The sequence below is a fragment of the Micromonospora sp. NBC_00389 genome (assembly GCF_036059255.1).
In the GTDB taxonomy this organism is placed as follows: domain Bacteria; phylum Actinomycetota; class Actinomycetes; order Mycobacteriales; family Micromonosporaceae; genus Micromonospora.
The window spans coordinates 4728682-4746688 of sequence record NZ_CP107947.1 but is presented as its reverse complement, the minus strand read 5'-3'; the positions used below and the strand labels follow the sequence as shown (position 1 = coordinate 4746688).

Sequence of the window (18007 nt, the reverse complement as noted above, 5' to 3'; positions counted from 1 at the left end):
ATCCCACCCAGCACCCACAACCATGCACGAGGTCGTAAGGGACGTCTCGTAACCCCGGTGTCTGTCCGTTGTGGATGGTCGGTCAGGATGCCTGGGTGCAGGTGATCACCGCGGCCCGCCCGGAGTGGATCTTTCCGTTCACGGGGCTGCAGCCCGCCCAGTTCCGCAAGCTGGTCCGCGTGGTCGCCGAGCGTGGCGGTGACGGCATCGCCGATGGCCGGCCGGGCCGGCAGTGGGCCTTGGACCTTCCCGATCGGGTGTTGCTGGTGGCCACCTACTGGCGCACGAACCTGACGATGCGCCAGATCGGGCCGCTGTTCGGGGTGTCGCACTCGGCCGCGCACCGGGTCATCGACACTCTCGGCCCGTTGCTGGCCCTCGCGCCGGTGCTGCGGCGGCCGGTCGAGCAGATCGCCATCGTCGACGGCACCCTGATTCCCACCCGCGATCACCGACTGGCCGCCCGCAGCAAGAACTACCGGTACTCGACGAACCTGCAGGTCGCCATCGACGCCAGCACCCGCCTGGTCATCGCCGTCGGCGACCCACAGCCGGGCAACCGCAACGACACGATCGTCTACCGCACCAGCGGCATCGAGGAGAAACTCGCCGGGCGGCCGGTGATGGCCGACGGCGGCTACCGCGGCAACCCCGAGGTGATCATCCCGTACCGCAAGCCCGCCGACGGCGGTGACCTGCCGGCCTGGAAAGAAGCCCTCAACGTCGAACACCGGAGGGTCCGTGCAGGGGTCGAACACGCCCTGGCCAGGATGAAGTGCTTCAAGATCCTGCGTGACTACCGCCGCGCCGCTCACACATTGGCCGACGCCGCTTCCGGCATCGCCAACCTCCACAACATCATCCTCGCCGGCTGATCGCCGGTCTGGCGCCGGGCAACACCTTCACCCAGTTACGAGACGTCCCTTAGAGCCTCGGCCTCCGGCCCAGACGACCAGCCTGACAGGACTGCGGAGCACTCCGCAATTGCCATGTAACGGAGGATCTCGACATTCAGTTGACCAGGGTTGAATTCGTCGCCAAGCATCTCGATCCGTGTTCGAAGGCCAGCGACGTCGAGTAGCCCCGGAGTGTGGATGCGGCCGAGGGGGTTCTTGGCGAGAATGGCAAGATGGCTGTTGACGATCTTGATTCCGCAGATGAGGGAACCCCGCCGACTGGCGGCGATGCGGACCTTGGCGGGGTCGACCAGTCGACCGAGAGTTCGGACGGTCGCGCTGGCGAGGACAATGAAAGCGGAGCCCCAGAGGATCAGGCCGAGGAGGACCCGTGGGCCGGCTACCAACCGCCTGACAGAACCCCACCTGCGTGGCTCGACTCTTGGGGGCCTCGGTCTTGGATGAACGCGAAGGCCAGACTGGCGGGCTTCCGGTCCCTTGGCGCAGAGGAATGGGGGTACTACACCGACGCCTAACCTGCCGGGCTCGTAAATCAGATTCGGCCTACGCTGCCTGCGAGGATTCGTTGATCAATCCGCCCAGGATCGGGCGTCGTTGGACGCGAGCACTGCTGAGATTAACGACCTGCGGTGGCGGGTTCGGTGGTCGCTGGCCGAGTGATCGGTGTGGCCGGTGGCCGTTGTAATGCTTGGTGTACTCGGTCAGGACGCTCGACAGGTGCCGTTCGCCGGCGATGAGCATCCGGTCAGTGCACTCGCGCCGCACCGTGCCGACCCACCGTTCCGCGTAGGCGTTCGCCCTCGGCGCTTGTGGCGGTGTTCGAATCACGTCGATGTCCGCTGCGGTGAAGACCGTGTCGAAGGCGGCGGTGAACTTCGTGTCGCGATCGCGGAGCAGGAACCGGATCCCATCGGCGCGCTGGTCGACGCTCATGAGCAGGTTCCGTGCTTGCTGAGTGACCCAGGTGCCGGTCGGGTGTGCGGTGACACCGACGACGTGGACGTGCCGCGTGGCGAGCTCGATGAAGAACAGTACGTAGATCCGTTTCAGGAGCACGGTGTCGACGGTGAAGAAGTCGCAGGCCAAGATGGTGTGTGCCTGAGCGGTCAGGAACTGCTTCCAGGTCGGTCCCGTTCGGCGGGGTGCCGGGTCGACGCCGGCCTGGTGCAGGATCTTCCATACCGTGCTGGCCGCGAGCCGGTAGCCCAGACGAGCCAGCTCACCCTGCACCCGGCGATGCCCCCCAGGTCGGGTTCTCCGCGGCCAGGCGCAGGACCAGTTCCCGGATCCCGCGGTCTACGGGTGGCCAGCCGGGTCGCGCGTGTGGGTAGGTCCAATGTCGTGCGATCAGCTGTCGATGCCAGCGCAGCAGGGTCGCCGGGGTGACGAAGAACGCCGCCCAGTGTTGCCGAGAGGCAGCAGCCGCGACAACGCCGCCAGCACCGCCCGGTCCGCGGGCTGGAGATCGGGTCGGTGCACCTGCCGGCGCAGCACCGCCACCTGATGCCGTAAGACCAGGAGTTCGACGTCCTTCGCGCCGCCGTCCCAGGCGAGCTGGGTCAGCATCTGCAGGACCTGACGCAGGAGCAGGTACACCAGCGAGGCTGCCATACCTTGGATCGTCGCCGCCCTGATTGGACCGACCTCGCACAAAGCCGCACGTCACAGCCACCGAACCGAATTTACGAGCCCAACAGGTTGATGCAGGTACGCCTCGACGGCAAGGTGGTCCGCGGCGCCACCGACGCCGACGGCACCCAGGTTCACCTCCTCGCGGCGTTGGCCGGCCGGCCCGGCGACGTCACCGTCGTCGCCGCGCAAACCCAGATCGACACCAAGTCCAACGAGGTGCCGCACGCCACCGAGGTTCTGGACCAGATCCAGGATCTACGCGATGCCGTGGTCACCGCCGATGCGTTACACACCGTCAAGGCGACCGCGGCGCACATCCACGCCCGCGAAGGCTTCTACGTGTTGCCCGTCAAGGAGAACCGTCAAGCCCTCTACACCGCGGTCAACGCCCTGCCCTGGTCGCAGACCCCGATCGCGTACTGCCACACCGACATCGGCCACGCCCGGATCACCCGACGCACGATCCGGGTGCTTCCCGCGCCGCCCGACCTGCCGTTCCCCCCACGCCGCACAGGTCTACCTCGTCGAACGCTACGTCACCGACCTGGCCGGAGGGCACCCCAGCGCCGCCGCCGCGCTCGGCGTCACCAACCTACCCGCCACCATCGCCAGCCCCGCCGACCTGGCCGGCTACACCCAAAGCCACTGGGGCGTCGAGTCATTGCACTGGCTGCGCGACACCCTCTACGCCGAAGACGCCTCCACCACCCGAACCCGCTCCGGCCCCCGCATCATGGCCACCCTGCGCAACCTCGCCATCGGAGCAATACGCCTGGCCGGACGCCACGACATCACCGAAGCCACCCGCTGGGCCAGCCGCGACATGCACCGACCCTTCACCATCCTCCAACTCACCACATGATCTTGAAACGACCGTGGTGCAGGTGCCGACCGAGAGCGCGTCGATCGCGACTCGGCACGTGCCCTTGGAACACGACCGTTACCTCCGCGCTGGCGACGAGCATCAATGGGTGCGTACGGCGTATCCGTGTGACGGAGTCGACGTGCGTCACGCTTGACAGGCGACGTCGGGATCGACCAGGCGGGCTACGGCACCAGGATCGCCGGTCTGACCAGCACCCGGTCGAGCATGTCGCTGTCGGTGCGTAACCACTGCTCGTAGTGGGGGTCCCGGTAGGCCGTCGCCAGGGCAAGCCAGCTGGGAAACCCGCCGATGCCGGAATGCGCCATGCTGCCGCCGTCGCCGCCCCGGACCACGGCGGGCTCAGCTGTCCACTCCTCGTCGTACGGGTTCTGGCCGATCTGAAGCCCGAAAAGGTTGGCTTCCCGGTGCGGGCCGGCCGCCAGCGTGTGCACGACACCCTCGGGTTCGACGTCGCCCCACCGGAAGAGCGTAGACGCTCCCGCGCCGCACGCGTGCTCCCACTCATGCGCGGAGAGCAGCCGCTGCCCCCGCTGGGCCAGCCGTTCGACAACCTCGGCGTGCGTCGGCGTCCGGATCAACCACGCCCGTTCGATCGCCCAGTCGTCGCCGAGCACCGCGACGGCCCGCCCCGCCGACTCCACCCTCCGGGGCTGGGAACCGCCGAGGCCACCGCCCGTGGCGCGCGCGTTGGTGACCAAACTGACCACCTGGGGGTCGTCGACCGGAACCGGTACCGCCGCCACGTCCACCGCCGCCACGCTGACCAGCAGCGAGGGCACGACGACCGTACGCGGCGGCGAGGTCATCGCGTCGACGTAGGCCTGGATGTCGTCCGCGACGTTGAGCTGCTCGGCTCTGTCCGAGAAGCTGCGCCGTTGCCCCTCAGTGGGCGCGAACCGGGCGCCGTCGAAGCCGACGCTCGTGCGGCCGCCGGGAACGAAGGCGAACCGCGCACCGGCGACGTCGAACAGGGCCACCGGTCCCCGCCGCCCGGCGAACTCGTGCGACCGGACCTCGACCAGACGCACGCCAAGGCGGTCGGCGATCGACGACGCCGACCGCCGCGCACCGGCGTCGTCTAGGGCCCACCACTGCGCAGCATCCACGTGCACCCTCCTCCTGCGTCGCCCCCGACGGGACCTTACCTGTGGTGGCGCGGGAGACCCCGGCCGACGCCGGCCGGGGTCTCCACTGTTGCGCCGCCGCGCTAGGCGGTCATCTGTGGTTGACACGCCCCCGGGTTGGCGACTTCGTAGTAGAACACCCCGCACGGGCCGTACTTGTAGTAGAAGTACATGTCCGCGCCGAAGCCAAGCAGGCCCAGTGCGTTTCCGGTGCCGTTCATCCCGCGGGCGGCGCCACCGCCGCGCGGTCCACCCGGCTTGCCGGTGCCGCCGTTGGGCTTGGTCGGTGGCAGCTCGAACAACGTGCCCTGCGAGCTCTTGGGCGTGATGGGTTTGATGCCCGCGCCCTTGAGGTGTGCCGAGGAGAACTCATCGCCGTAGACCGTGGTGGTCCCTTGCGAGGTGTACCAGATCCGCATGCCGTGCGTCTCGGCCGCGCGACGCATGTGGGCACCGCAGTTGTTGCACGGCGGCGTATCCGGCTTGTCCACGTCGATCCGCAGCGTGTTCCCCTTTTGCAGCAGGCCCTCCCGCTCGGCCCACTTGAGCGCGCGTTGCTCGAGGTCCTGGTCGGTCAGGGGCCGGCCGCTCTCACCTGGCAGCAGCCCACCACCACTGCGGATCGTCGCCTCCGCCGCGATCAGGTTGCCGTCCGCGTCGTAGACCGACACCGAGCCGAACAACGTCTCGCTGGTGATGCCCCAGCCGAAGCCAGGCACGTACTGTCCGGTCGTCGGTTTGTTGGTGACGTTCTGCGTGTAGTAGTTCATCCAGCTGGTGTCCGGCGGGTCCTCGTACGGCCGGTGTCCGTCCAGCTCGACCGCCGAGACCGGGTTGCCGCCACCAAACGCGTACCTGTTGCTGGTCCATGGGTCCAGGCCGAGGTCGAGGTCGGCGAGCGCGCTGTTGTACATGTCCCGGGTGAGGAACCGGTTGAGTCTTGGGCTGTAGTCGCGGAAGCCCATGTCGTACGTGCCGGATGCCTGATCCCACCGCTTGGAGTTGAAGCGGTATGCGTTGTACGGCTCCTTGGTCGGATCGGTGGAGTCGGGCTTGTCGATGCCGGTGAACTGGTTGGTGTCGTCGTTGCCGTAGGCGGTGTATCCGTACGTCGCCTTGGTGTCGCCTGCGGCGTCGGTCAACGTCTCGACGTCGGTGTGCGGGTTGTAGCCGTAGTAGGAGCTCTCCTCGGTGCCGTCCGTCTCGTGCGTAACCTGGGAGAGCCGCTCTCCCCACGGGGAGTATCGGTAGGACTTGGTGATCTCCCCCGCGACCTGCTCGTCCAGCACCTCACCGGAGAGGCCCAGGTAGTTGAACGTCGTGGTCTTCTCGTCCGCGCCGCCGGCGCCATCGGTCTTCGACGCGGTGCGATCCAGCGGGTCGAACGTGAACTTCGTTGTCGAGGTCGTGCCGCCCGACGTCTTGCGGTTCTCGATGACGTGGTCGAAGCCGTCGTAGACGTTGCGCTCCAACACCTGTCCCAGCGCGGTCACCGTGTCCAGGCGGCCGAACGGGTCATAGTTGTAGGACGCCGTGATCCCGGACGTCGTCGCACCGACGAGCCGGTTGCGGTCGTAGTCGTACGTGGTGGACACGTCCTTGACCGTCTGCGAGATGACGTTGTTGTTCGCGTCGTGGACGTAGGTCTCCGTGCCCGCGCCGTGGCCCGAGATGGTCGAGGTCGCGATCCGGTCCCGCGGGTCGTAGCCGTAGTCCGTTGTCGAGTCCAGGTACGCCGAGCGGTTGTCGGCGTTCATCTTCCTGCTGACGTCGCGCAGGCGGTTGGCGTTGAGGTCGTAGTCGATCGTGTGTTCGGAGACCAGCGTGCCGTTAGGCTTGTTCTCCACCTGGGTGCGCAGCAACCCGTCCAGGTAGTAGGTGCTGTCGACGGTGTTGCCGTTGCCCTTCACCTCGTGGGTGCGGTCGCCTCGGTCGTTGTAGGAGTACGTCGTGACCTTCGCGTCCGGGTCCGTCGCCGTCTTCCCGTTAGTGATCTTGTGAAGGAGGCTGCGGACGTCGTACTCGAACAGGGAGTGCTGCTTGCTGTTGCTGACCTTGGTCGGTGCGCCGTTGTCGTCGTAGCCGTAGACCGTCTTGTTCTTCTCGACGCCGGCGAGCTTCTCCCGCACCTCCTCGACCTGGTTGAGGCCGGTATACGTGATCGCGTACGAGTCGATGCGGGCGCCCGGTGACGAGTCGGCGATGCTCGTCAGGTTGCCGTTTGGGTCGTATCCGTACGTGTAGTCGTACTTCTCGGCGTCGGTCTCACCGCCGTTGTCGCGGACCAGTTTGATCGCGTCGGCCGCGACCGTGCCGCCCGACCGATCTGACAACGTGATCTTCTGCGTGTTGCCTTCGGTGAAGCTGAACGAGCCCAGCGACACCCAGGTGCCGGCGTTGGCGGACTGGTTGACGGTGGCGACTGCCGAGCCGGCCGCGTGCCGGACCGTGTATTCCGCGTTGGTCGCCGCGCCCGACACCGTCGGGTAGCGGGCGTACACCTGATAAGTGCCCGACTTCGGGATGTTGAGGTTCCACGTGAACGCGTTGGTCCCAGTCCCGGCGGCGTGTGTGGCGTAGTTGGGACCGTACTTGTTCGTCGCCGACGTCGCCGCGGGCCAGGTTCCTGTGACGGAGACGTTCTGGCTGTCGGAGTTGTCGACGAGGACGACGTTGCGGCCGACCGGAACGCCGTCGTCGGCGCGTGCCTTCACCTTGCCGTCCGGGAAGTACTGCCAGGACATCGTCCGGCTGGACGAGTCCTCGTCGGCGCTTCTCACCTTGCGCAGGGTCTGCGCGCCCTCGTTGTCGTAGTCGTAGCTGGTGGCGATGTTCCACGGATCGGTCGAGCTGCGCGTCCAGCCGTTGTCCCAGTACGTGTTGGTGGTCTCGTTCCGGTCGGTCTCACCGGACGACGGCGGCTGGGAAACGATGGTCAGCCGGCCCGCGTCGTCGTACTCGAAGGTGGTCTTGTCCGGTGTGGAGTAACGCGCGTCGTTTGGGTCGTACTCGGTGCGGCTCTCCTTGACGTGGTTGAGCGAGTCGTACACCGACACCTGTGCGAAATCGTCAGGGTTGGCCGTCGCCATACCGCGCGGGCTGGTGACCTTCGTGCGGTTGCCCACTTCGTCGTACCCGTAGCCGGTGACACGGTGGGTGAGCGTCCCGTTGACGTTCTTGTGCGGGACCTTGACCTGCTCGGGCCTGCCGTTGCGGTCAAGGACCATCAGCGTGCTGTTGCCGAGCTGGTCGGTCGACGCGGTGACCAGCCCGTCCTTGTCGTAGGTCGTCGTGGTGAACTTCCCGGTGGCGTCGATCACCTTGACGACACGGTGCGCGGAGTCGTGCTCGAACCGGGACATGTAGTCGGCCGGATCCGCGGTCGCGTTCTTGACCGGATCGACGACCTTGACGACGTTCCCGACGTCGTCGTACGAGTACGACATCTTGTCGCCGCCGGCGTTCACAACGTCGGTCAGCTGATAGATCTCGTCATAGGCGTTGATGGTGGTGAAGTCCCCGGCGGTCGGGCTCAGGTTCCCCTTCGGCTCGACCGCGGTCAGCAGGTTGCCGACCTTGTCGTAGGTGAACGACGACCTGCGTTCCGGGTCTCCCGGCTTGTCGATTGGCGTCAGCATGTGGATGACCTGGTCGGCCGCGTCGTAGATGGCCGTCGCCACCTCTCCCGTGGCCGTGGTGGCCGCGGTGATGTTGTCGTTGCCGTCGTAGACCGGTGCCGGTGTCGTGATGAACTCACCCGCGGTCTGGTCCTTGGGCACCGTCGAGGTCGTCGGCCGGCCGAACACGTCGTAGCCTTGGGTCGTGTAGTGCAGCAACGGGTCGGTGACCTTGAGGACGTTGCCGCGCACGTCGTAGCCAAACCGCGTGGTCTTCTGGGCGGCGTCCTCGATCGCCTGCGGGTATCCCGACGCGTGGAACTCGAGGTTCTTAGTCGTGTTGTTGTTGGCGTCGGTGGCGGTCATGAGCTGACCCCACGCGTCATAGGTGTACGAGGTCTTGTGGTCGTCGGGGTCCGATGTGGTGTTTCCGATCGGATCGACCACGAACGACAGGTCGCCGTCGGGCTCGTACCCGAAGGTGTGCTTGCGCCCCTCTGGGCTGGTCTTCTCGACGAGTTCGGCGACGTAGCCGTTGAGCTGCAGCTGGTAGGTCAGCACCGTGCCCGCTGTGCCGTTCTCGACCGCCTCCGGGTCCTTGATCTCGGTCGGGTAGCCGGTCTTCTGGTCGTACTGCCAGGTCGAGACCGCGCCGTTGTTCTCCTCGAGCCGGGTGACATTGTGGTCGTCGTCCCAGCCGAGCTTGGTCGTCTGGTTCTTGGCGTTGGTGGTCTGGACGGGCCGGCCGTAGCCGTCCTGAAGGTAGACGGTGGAGTGGTTCTCCGCGTCCGTGACCGTGGTACGGATGTTGTTGGTGGCGTCCGGGTCGGCGTAGGCGAACTGGGTCAGGTTGGCCTTGTCGTTCCGGTCGGTGTAGTGCTTGGTCCGCCAGTGCCACTTCGGGTCGTCGCCGGTCTGGGGATAGTGGTAGGCCAGGTCCGTGGCGTTGCCGCGCGGGTCGGTGACTTTGACCAGCTTGACGTTCTTGTTCCCCTGCGTCATGTCGTAGCGGAACTGGAACTTCTTCGGTGTGCCGTTGGTGGAGCCGGCGCCGTCGATCAGCTCACCGAGCAGACCCTTGTCCGTGTAGTTGAAGGTCAGCTTCCGCCCGGAGATGTCGGTGATCTGCGAGACGTGGTCGATGATTTTCGGGTTGGTCAGGTTGGTCGCCGGCGTCCGCGCCCAGGTGGTGTCGTTGATGTAGTCGTAGGCCTGACCCTTGGCGTAGTAGTCGATGGTCAGGGTCTTGCGGCCGGCCGCGTCAGTGAGGTAGCGCAGGAACTTGGTCGGCTTGTTGTTGGACTTGCGCTCCTCGTAGGTGAACAGCATCTCGTTGCCGTTGTTGTCGACAGTGCTGGAGAGGAAGCCCTCGCAGTCGTAGTAGAACTGCGTGCGGTCCGGCTTTGTCAGCCGCCAGGCCCGCCGCTCCTGCGTGTTCGGCTTGCAGTCGAGCGCAGTGACCTTCTCCAGGTAGAGGTGAACACCCTTCGGGCTCTTCCACTGCGAGGTCGCCGGATCCCAGGTGAACCAGTGGCTGGTGCCGTCACCATCGGTGAAGGTGACCTTGGTGGGGTTCGGGTTGGGGTGGAAGTCCAGGGGGTGCCCAGGCGCATCATCGATGACGCCTGCAGCGACCAGCCGTACCCGGCGACCGAGTCGGTGGTGTCGAGGGAGTTGTAGGACATGCGGACGAACGTCGACAGGCCCTGGGACGGGTTGTTGAACGGGTTGTACGACCAGACGGTGTTGCCGGCGTACAGGTTGTTCATCAGGGTGCCGCCGGCGCCGGTGTTCTTCCCCGCGTAGGAGTAGAACTTTTCCAGACCGAGCTGGTCGGAGGTCGGCTCCTCCACCGCCACGTTCTGCGGAAGCGCCTTGATCGGCGAGGACGCCGACAGCTTCGCGCCGTCGAGCTTGCGGCGCAGGTCCCAGTTGAGGACGTACTCGGTGCGCTTGTTGCCCTCCGTTGACGATGGTGGGGTCTTCACCTGTGCGGTGATGTCGACCGTGCCACCGGCCACCACGTTCTTCGGCAGCGGGGTACGCAGCTCGTAGCTCTCATCGTCGAGGTCGGTCCCGTCGGCCCGCTTCCAGTCGTAGGAGAGCTCCCAGTCCGTGGTGTTCCAGGCGGCGAGGGTCGGGTTCGACACGGTCACCGGGACGGTGTACGTGGCGTTCGGCGTCACCACCTGCGGCGTCGACGCCGCGTAGTACGTCGACTCGGCGGTCTGCTCGAGGTAGGTGACCTCCAGCGTCGCCCGTAGCAGCGGCTCCTCGGCCTCGGAGGAGAGCAGCATCGCCCGCGCCGTAAGGTTCGTCTCGTCCCGCTGGCGCAGCAGGAAGCCCTTGTTGCTGCTGGGCGTGGTGAGCCAGCCCTGCACTGCGGGCATGACGTTCCAGTTCTCCCACTCCGGGTCGTTGGTGAACCCGTTGAAACTCGCCTTCCAGCTGGTGTCGTAGTCACCGCCACCACCCGTGGTGAGCCACGCGGTGGTGCCGTTGCTGGTGTTCCAGGTCGCCTTGGTTTCGTCGAAGGCCGTCGTCATCTTGTAGACGTCGACGTACTCGTCGGTGTCGGTGCCCGGGTAGAGGTAGGTGTTGTACATCCTCAGCTGCGCGTCGACCACCTGCGCGGTGGTCGGGATGCCGGCCAGGGCGGGGAACTTGATCAGGCCCCGCGTGTCGCCGTAGTAGTCGGAGTTGTTGCCCGGACTGACGTACGGGTCACCGTCGTAGACGTCGACGTTCTCGGTCGAGCGGGTCTTCGACAGCGTGGTGTCGATGACGCCGTCGGTGCCGGTCGCGTTCGTGCCGGCGGTCCGGTAGATCCGGGTGATCTGGCCGGCCTTCGGCAGCATCGCCGGCTGGGTCGGACCGGCGAAGATCTGCCCGCCCCGGGTTTTGACTGCGACCATGTAGTAGTAGAACTTGCGGTCCATCGGGTCGGTGTTGTCCGCCGCCGTCGGCACCGCGGTGGTGTCCTGGTACGTCAGCGTGCTCGACGAGACCGGCGCGATCAGCGTCGTGCCGGACGGCGTGAAGTTCTGGTGCACGCTGCGGTGCACCTGGTACTCGACCACGTCGTCGTTGTCGGCGGTGGCGGGCGTCGGGTCACCGTATGCCGGCCAGGTCAGCACGGCGCCGGTCGAGGTGACCGTCGTCGGCGGGTTCACCGCCACACCGGGCCGGCCGTAGGTGACGACCAGCTTCGGCAGGTTGTAGTCCCGCCGGTCGTTGGCGTAGGCGTACTCTGACGCCTCGAAGACCGGGCCGCCCTGGCCGAGGGTCGTCTCGTTCTTCGCCTGCAGCGAGAAGCCGTAGTTGGCCTGGGTCTTGTTGACCCACTGCTGCACCACGTTGCGCACCGGGAAGGACAGCCAGGCGCTGGACTTCGCCGCGTCCTTCACCGCGCCCTGCTTGCTGAACCGCACAGCGTCGGCGATCACGACCTCGTTGGCCACGTCGCCGAGCACGACCTTGCCGGTGGTGCCGGCGTCGAAGTGGTGGGTGCCGAGGGTCTTCCAGGCGCCCTTTTCGTCAGGCGTCCGCTGGTCGATCGCGGGGTGCACCGTCTTCTTGCCGCCGGACGAGTGGACGGTGTAGGTGGCGGTGTCGGTCCGGTCGAAGGCGCCGACGTAGTGCACCTCGACCTTGTAGTCACCGGCTTCGGTGATGGTCGGCGTCCAGGTGTAGGTCTCCCCGGTCACCGCGTCCTTGTTCACTCGATAGTCGGTACCGACCGCCTCCGAGGTCAGCGGGCTCGTCGACGCCGTCCAGGTGCCCTGCGCCGACGAGCCGGTGTTACCGTCGTCGACGGTCACGAAGTTGCCCGCCGGTCCGGTGTCGACCTTGTTGTACATCGAGTCCCAGGTCGCGGAGTCCTCGTCCCACTCGGCGGTGACCCGACGCGCCTCGATCGGCACGTCGTACTGCCAAGCGGTGTGCGTCTGGGAGTAGTACATCTCCAGGCGCGCGTCGTCGATCGTGGTGTTCGCCGGAACCAGGCTGGTGTCGAACTTGACCAACGAGCGCCACTTGCCCGCGCCCGACGTGCCGACGTGCAACGGCCACTTGGTGACGTCCTGCCCGTATGCGTGGGCCGGGTCGGCGGAGTAGATCTGCACGTCCTGCGCGTCGGTCGGCACCGGCTGGACCTTGATGGTCGGGTCGATGACCACCGGGTAGACCCGCGCCCGGTCGGCCAGCCAGCCGCCGTCGGCGGCAACCGTGATCGTCGACCGGCCGCCGGACTGGCTCACCGTCTGTGTGACCTTGTCGCTCCACACCTTGCCGACCGGTGACGCCTTGTCGTCCTTCGCGTCGAACATGAACGGCGCCGGCATCACGAACGCCGGCTCGCCGCCGGCGCGCGGGACGAACGCGATCGAGCCGTCCGCCCGCTGCTGCGCGGTGAGACCAGCGGTGTCGAGGGTGAAGGTGTACGACACCGGCCCGCTCGGGGCCCGGCGCAGGACAATCTTCTCCTTCAACGCCGTGGAGGTGACGTCATAAACGACATCCGCGCCACCCGCCACACCGGCGTAGGTCACCGTCGAGCCAGACACCGTCGGCGTCACGCCCTTCGCCGCGCCCTGCAGACCCAGCTCGATGCTCTGCCCACCCTGCTCAAAGCGGACCAGCTCATCCGAGCTGTCACCGAACAGGCTGGTGAAGGTGTTCGTCCGGTTGCCCTGGACGTAGCCCTTGTCCTTGACCGGACGGACCCGGGTGTCGATGGTCTGCAACGTGCCCTTGGCGTCGCGGTAGTGCAGCGGCACCATCGAGATCTCGGCCTGCGTTCGACCGTCCGAGAGCTGGTAGACCTTGCCGTTGGCGGTCCGCTTGCCGGTCAACTCCTTGACCCGCTTCTGCGGCGGCCACTTCTTCGCCGCCGGCGGCTTCTCGTTCACCGCCAGCCCGGCGCTGACCACCTCCGGCTTCGCCTTACGCGGCCCACCGTCCACCAGACCGCCCGCCGCTCGACCGAGCCGGGACAGAAGGCCGCCGTCATCCTCCTGACTGCTCGCCGTCTGATCGACGCTGCCCGGATCCTTGTCCGGCAGCGCCTCCATCCCGCCGAGCGTGGCCACCAAGGCCAGCACCAGCCCCCCGATCAGGGGACCTCTCGCTATCTTCTTCACCCGTCACCCTCCGGTCTTCAGGTAGACACGATGGGTAAGGATTCCAAGGGGTCATACACGATCTCCTATATTGGAGATATTTGATTGATGGCGAGTGCTATTCCTGTCGATGTTGAAACCGTCCACGTTCTTATGGCCTTCAGTACCAGCGGGTATGACAGTAGGCGGATCGTCACGATATCGGCGATGGTCGTTACCTGGCCCGCAGGAGCGCCCGCGCGCACGCACTCCTCGGTCGTACCGGTAGTCGACGACCGGCGCGATCAAGCGGTGGCACGAACGTCGGTGCGACACCAGCAGTGGTCATGACGAGGAGCGCCCCGGGGGGGTAACGGGGGGAACCTCGCCTGCCTCGATGACGGCCAGATCGCAGCCCAGACCCGCCCGGTTGAGCCCAGGGCACCGCCCCGCTCTGGCCTTAGCCAGGTGGCTGAGATGTCACTCCTTGCTGTTGACCGGACGCGAGGTGGAGATCGGGCCACCACGAACATGGGCAACAGGTGTCACGACCCGGCCTTACGCCGATCTGGGCAGCAGGGTGATGGGCGTGCCGCTGACCGGTGGGTGCGCCAACGGGAACGGCACGGCGGCCAATTCGGCGGCATACTCGCCGACCAATGCGGGGAGTCGGTAGCCACCTGGCCCGTCCCGGTAGAGCAAATGCGCCTCCACCAAGTCCTCAAGAGCCTGGCGCACCCGCTGGCTAGAGACGCCGAGCTGCGTGGCGGCCCGGTCCACCACCGCTGGAGCCTCCGGGGACGCGCCCAGCAGTTCGAAGAGCCGACCTGCCACCTCGTCCTCAGAGCGGACCACCGCGACACCGATCGCCAGGCTGGCCCGCACCGACAGGTCCTCGTAGGCCAGCAGGTCCAGCCGGCCCCGGCCATCCCCCAGCTGGCCGACCAGGGCAGCCACCGACATCCCCGGCCACCTCGCCAGCCTCGAACCGACGATCCGCAGCGCGAGCACCGACCCCGCGCAGAGCCGGACCAGCTCGGTGGTGGCGGCCGGATTCGCTGCCAGTCGGTCCGGTCCGGCGAGGGTGGCCAGCAGGTCACGGGCCCGAGCGGCGCCCAGCGGCGGGAGGGCGACCCGCCGTACTCCGTCGAGACTGCCCAGGTGCCGTTGACCGACCACGATCAGGGCCGGACCGGGTCCGGCGGGCAGCAGCGGCCGCACCTGGGCCGCCCGGGTGACCCCGTCCACGACCAGCAGGAGCCGGCGTCCGGCGGCGAGTGAGCGGAACCGTCCGGCCCGCTCGTCGGCGCCGTCCGGCACGTCAGCCGGCGCGACACCCAGTGCGCGCAGCACCCGGGCCAGCACCTCGCCCGGCGTCACCGAGGCCCGGTACCCGAGGTCAATGAATACCTGCCCGTCGGGGAAGTCGGTGGCCGCCACGTGGGCGGCGCGCACGGTGACCGCCGTCTTGCCGCTGCCGGCCGGGCCGGTGACGACCATGACGGCCGGGGTAGCGGCGGTCACCGTCGCCACGACGTCCGCGGTCTCCGCGGTACGCCCAATGAAGGTGACCAGGTCCGCCGGCAGCTCGCGCGGCACCGTCCAGCCGACAACGCCGGCGGGCTTCGCCTCGGCGGCCGGCGGTGGCGCCTGCGCCGTGGCGATCACGGCGGTCGGCGGGGTGTACGAGACTTCGGGTGCCCGGTCGAGAATCGCCCGGTGCAGGGCTGCCAGTTCATCGCCGGGCTCGATGCCAAGCTGCTCGTCCAATGTTGCACGCGCGTCTCGATAGACGGTCAGCGCGGCCGGGACGTCCCCGCAGCGGTAGAGCGCAAGCATCAGTTGCCCCCACGCCCGCTCCCGCAGCGGGTGGACAGCCAGGTGTCCGCGCAGCTCGGAGAGCAGGTCGCCGTGTTTCCCGGCAGCCAGCCGCGCCTCGGCCAACTCCTCGAAGACCTGGAGCCGCTGCTCGTCCAGGCTCGCCCAGCGGTTGTCCAGCGCGGTGCCGCGCGGCAGGCCGTCGCCGGCCGCGCCGCGCCAATGCGCTAGTGCTGTGGTGAGCGTCGGAATGGCGCCCATCGGATCCTCAGTGGCCAGCCTGCTGCGACCTTCTTCCGCCAGCCGTTGGAACTCGATGACGTCCAGCTCGTGCGGCGCCAGCCGCAACTCGTACGCGTTCGGGCGGGCGACCAACCGGTCGCCCAGCACCCGGCGAAGCCCGGCGGCGTGCGAACGAAGATTTGCCACGGCGGACGCCGGTGCGTCGTCGGCCCAGACCATCTCGGCCAGCCGACTCAACGACACGGACCGATTCGCCGCCAGTGCAAGCCCGGCGAGCACCGCCCGTCGGTTCCCCGCGCCCGGCGTGACGACCTGACCGTCGACGCTCAGCTCTACACTGCCAGAAGCCGAATCCCCAGTTGCATATGCCGCCCCCCGTTGACCTTCGAGCGCGCGCCCAGGCTAAACGGGCCCTTCACGACACAACAAGACATCTCGACGGCGAACAAGGGTGATGAACATCAATGCAACGGAGCGGCGTGTCGACGTAACGGAACTGCTACCGGAAGCGCTCCCGGTTGTCCGTCACGCGACGTGGCAGCCGCTGACGTCAACCGGTCCGCTGATTCCGCCGTGTGCGGACCCGCTGCGCCCGCACCTAAAACCCGGTCGATCCAACGGCAGCACTCTCGGCGGTCCTCAGACCGCAAACCGACCGACCGAGCAGAGTCATCGCGGATGCGACCCGTCAAGTGGCACGGAAGAAGACGGATCAGCAGGTCACGCGGCTTAATTCGATCGACCAGCATCAGTTTAGGAAACCGATGCTCTATCCCCTGAGCTACGAGGGCGCGAGGGGATAGCTTACCTGCCAGCAGATACCTACGAGTATCCAGGAGTGCGCTCCCGTGCCCACCGGTGTGGGCTGCCGTTTTGCCGACCGGCGGAGCACACATGGAGCATGCGATCGTCGACCGCCCGGGTTCCGTGCCCGTCACTGCCTAGCGCTGACCAAGACTGCCCGGGAGTGCCCACGACTCACCGAGCAGATTCCGAGCAGAGCGACAGGGATCAACTGACCTGCGGGGCCACCGCCAGAGCGCGATCCGGCAGCTCACCACGGTCGCCCGAAAGAGACACTATGCGCGGGTACCGGCCTGCTAGCGGGCCCCTCGCTGGGCCCGCGTCGGTCAAGTGCCGAGTGGCGTGGTCCACGTCTTCGGCTGCATGGAACTTCCCGGGCCTGAGCACCGAGTTGAGATCCCTGCCGGGCAGTACCGGATCCGGGTCTCGCACGTGCCGTGCGGCCCGCCACCAGTGCCGGTGAAGGCGTTGGAGGAGGGTCCGCACTTCCGGTATCAACTCGATCTGTGGCAGTGCGCGGAGGTAAGCGGCGTCGCGGTCATCCGGCAAGGGAAAGGTTTCTGAGGAAGGACGGCCCGCCGAGGTTCTTCAGCACCGACATCCGTACGGAACGTGACGCACGCTCGGCGGCAGATGCGGATGCGGTTACAGGACTTCGAGCCGCTCGCCTATACGTTGTCGCGTGTGGCAATCTCGTCGGCGGACATCCGGCTGATCGTCCTGCCGGCTTCGGTCTCCACCAGCGTCAGCGCACCAATCCAACTCGGATCATCCGGGTACTCCCAACTGGCGGGGTCTGCCAGCAGCACCGGCAGCTGGTCCCTCGGCACAGGATCGCCGTGCGCCAAGCCCTCCCGGCCGTCATTGGCAACCCGCCGCACGTAGCGGCGCATTTCCATCCAGCCGCGGTCCACCAAGTTCAGCAGGACGGAGGCCAGCTCGGACAACGACGGCTCCGGCTGGGCGGGGTCCAGGTCACCGAACACGCCGGGCAGGAGGTCCATCTCGAACGAGTTGATGAAGAAAGCCCGCTCGATATGCGTCAGGCGCTGCCACTCACGAAGGCTCACGAACCGATCATCACATGCGGCACGGAACACAGATGGCGAGCCAGGCGGCCACCCGCGCTGTCAGCGGCAGAAGCGTGCATCCGGCTTTGACCAGTGAGCCACCAGCGGCAAGTTGGCGTGTTGATCAGGTCTGTGGCTACGGCAAGAGGTGCACCACACCCACCGAGGTCTCGTTCACGCAGGTGTGGACGGCGCGCACCTTCCAGCGGGTCGCTGGTATCGGGATGGGTGCGTGCGCGGGCATCTCCCCGTCGGGGTACGCAATGTGCAACTCGCTCCCCGCACTGACAGAGTCCATGAGTACCGCTTGGCCGTCCGTCTCCCAGAAGCCGCATTCCTCCCAATCGGCAGCAGGGTCGCGGAGAACGACCATGGCGGCCTCGATCAATGCAGCGGCGGAGTCGGCTCCGAGCCAGCGGACGAAGGCCCGGTGCTCCGGTAGATAGCAGGTTGTGGCCGGTTCGTCCGCCAGAACAAGTCCTTGCCGACCCTTCTCACCAATGGCAATCACCCCTGCCAGGCCGTCCACCTCGCATGCACGGTCATAGTCGTCCGGAACATCCCCGGCGCCGACGACAAGCCCTACCCCAGTGCTGCCGCACCACTCTTCCAATGCCGAAACCGGCACCACGATCAGAGGACCGCCCATCGACTCGATCCAGATGGGGGAAGGCGGCGCTGAGCTGGCTGAGGTGGACGAGGCGGTATACATGGCCCAAGTCTCCTTCTCGGTCGTTCACGATGCCGCGCCGACCTCCGCAGGAGACCGGGAATCCGCGCACGCAACTCGGCATGAG

10 protein-coding genes and 1 pseudogene are annotated in these 18007 nt (G+C 67.0%); 3 read left to right on the top strand and 8 right to left on the bottom strand.

From position 1 onward, the window contains the following. Positions 1-95: 95 nt before the first annotated feature. Positions 96-875 (top strand): transposase family protein, encoded by a 780-nt coding sequence (locus tag OG470_RS22585; protein ID WP_328415194.1) that lies wholly within the window; start codon positions 96-98, stop codon positions 873-875. Between the two features lie 585 nt (positions 876-1460). Here OG470_RS22585 and OG470_RS22580 read toward each other — a convergent pair. Further along, entirely contained in the window at positions 1461-2147 is a 687-nt protein-coding gene (locus tag OG470_RS22580; protein WP_328415192.1) for an integrase core domain-containing protein, read from the bottom strand. Between the two features lie 117 nt (positions 2148-2264). After that, positions 2265-2528 (bottom strand): hypothetical protein, encoded by a 264-nt coding sequence (locus OG470_RS22575; protein ID WP_328415190.1) that lies wholly within the window; start codon positions 2526-2528, stop codon positions 2265-2267. 90 nt (positions 2529-2618) lie between these two features. Between OG470_RS22575 and OG470_RS37345 the strand changes: the two are divergent. Together OG470_RS37345 and OG470_RS22565 are read left to right on the top strand one after the other, a co-directional pair. Next, positions 2619-3026 (top strand): annotated as a pseudogene (locus OG470_RS37345) (ISAs1 family transposase); the annotation flags it as partial. Positions 3027-3210: 184 nt separating this feature from the next. Then, the gene (locus tag OG470_RS22565; protein ID WP_328415188.1) at positions 3211-3411 is read left to right on the top strand and encodes a hypothetical protein; all 201 of its coding nucleotides are present in this window, start codon (positions 3211-3213) and stop codon (positions 3409-3411) included. Between the two features lie 185 nt (positions 3412-3596). Here the strand turns inward: OG470_RS22565 and OG470_RS22560 are convergent, their stop codons facing one another. From OG470_RS22560 to OG470_RS22535, 6 genes are all read right to left on the bottom strand, one after another. Beyond that, a complete protein-coding gene (locus OG470_RS22560) occupies positions 3597-4541 on the bottom strand; it encodes a hypothetical protein (protein WP_328415186.1) in 945 nt (314 codons plus the stop codon). Between the two features lie 101 nt (positions 4542-4642). Beyond that, positions 4643-9505 carry a golvesin C-terminal-like domain-containing protein gene (locus OG470_RS22555; protein WP_328415184.1) on the bottom strand — a complete coding sequence of 1621 codons (4863 nt, stop codon included), beginning with the start codon at positions 9503-9505 and terminating at the stop codon, positions 4643-4645. Between the two features lie 77 nt (positions 9506-9582). Then, positions 9583-13317, bottom strand: coding sequence for a DNRLRE domain-containing protein (locus tag OG470_RS22550; protein WP_328415182.1), 3735 nt, complete (start codon positions 13315-13317; stop codon positions 9583-9585). 516 nt (positions 13318-13833) lie between these two features. Next, positions 13834-15579: an AfsR/SARP family transcriptional regulator gene (locus tag OG470_RS22545; protein ID WP_328415180.1), complete on the bottom strand. Its 1746-nt coding sequence runs from the start codon at positions 15577-15579 to the stop codon at positions 13834-13836. Between the two features lie 1229 nt (positions 15580-16808). Further along, positions 16809-17210 carry a hypothetical protein gene (locus OG470_RS22540; RefSeq protein ID WP_328415178.1) on the bottom strand — a complete coding sequence of 134 codons (402 nt, stop codon included), beginning with the start codon at positions 17208-17210 and terminating at the stop codon, positions 16809-16811. A 136-nt stretch (positions 17211-17346) separates the two neighbouring features. Beyond that, on the bottom strand, positions 17347-17922 hold the full coding sequence (locus OG470_RS22535) for an Imm21 family immunity protein (RefSeq protein ID WP_328415176.1): 576 nt from the start codon (positions 17920-17922) through the stop codon (positions 17347-17349). Positions 17923-18007: the final 85 nt, after the last annotated feature.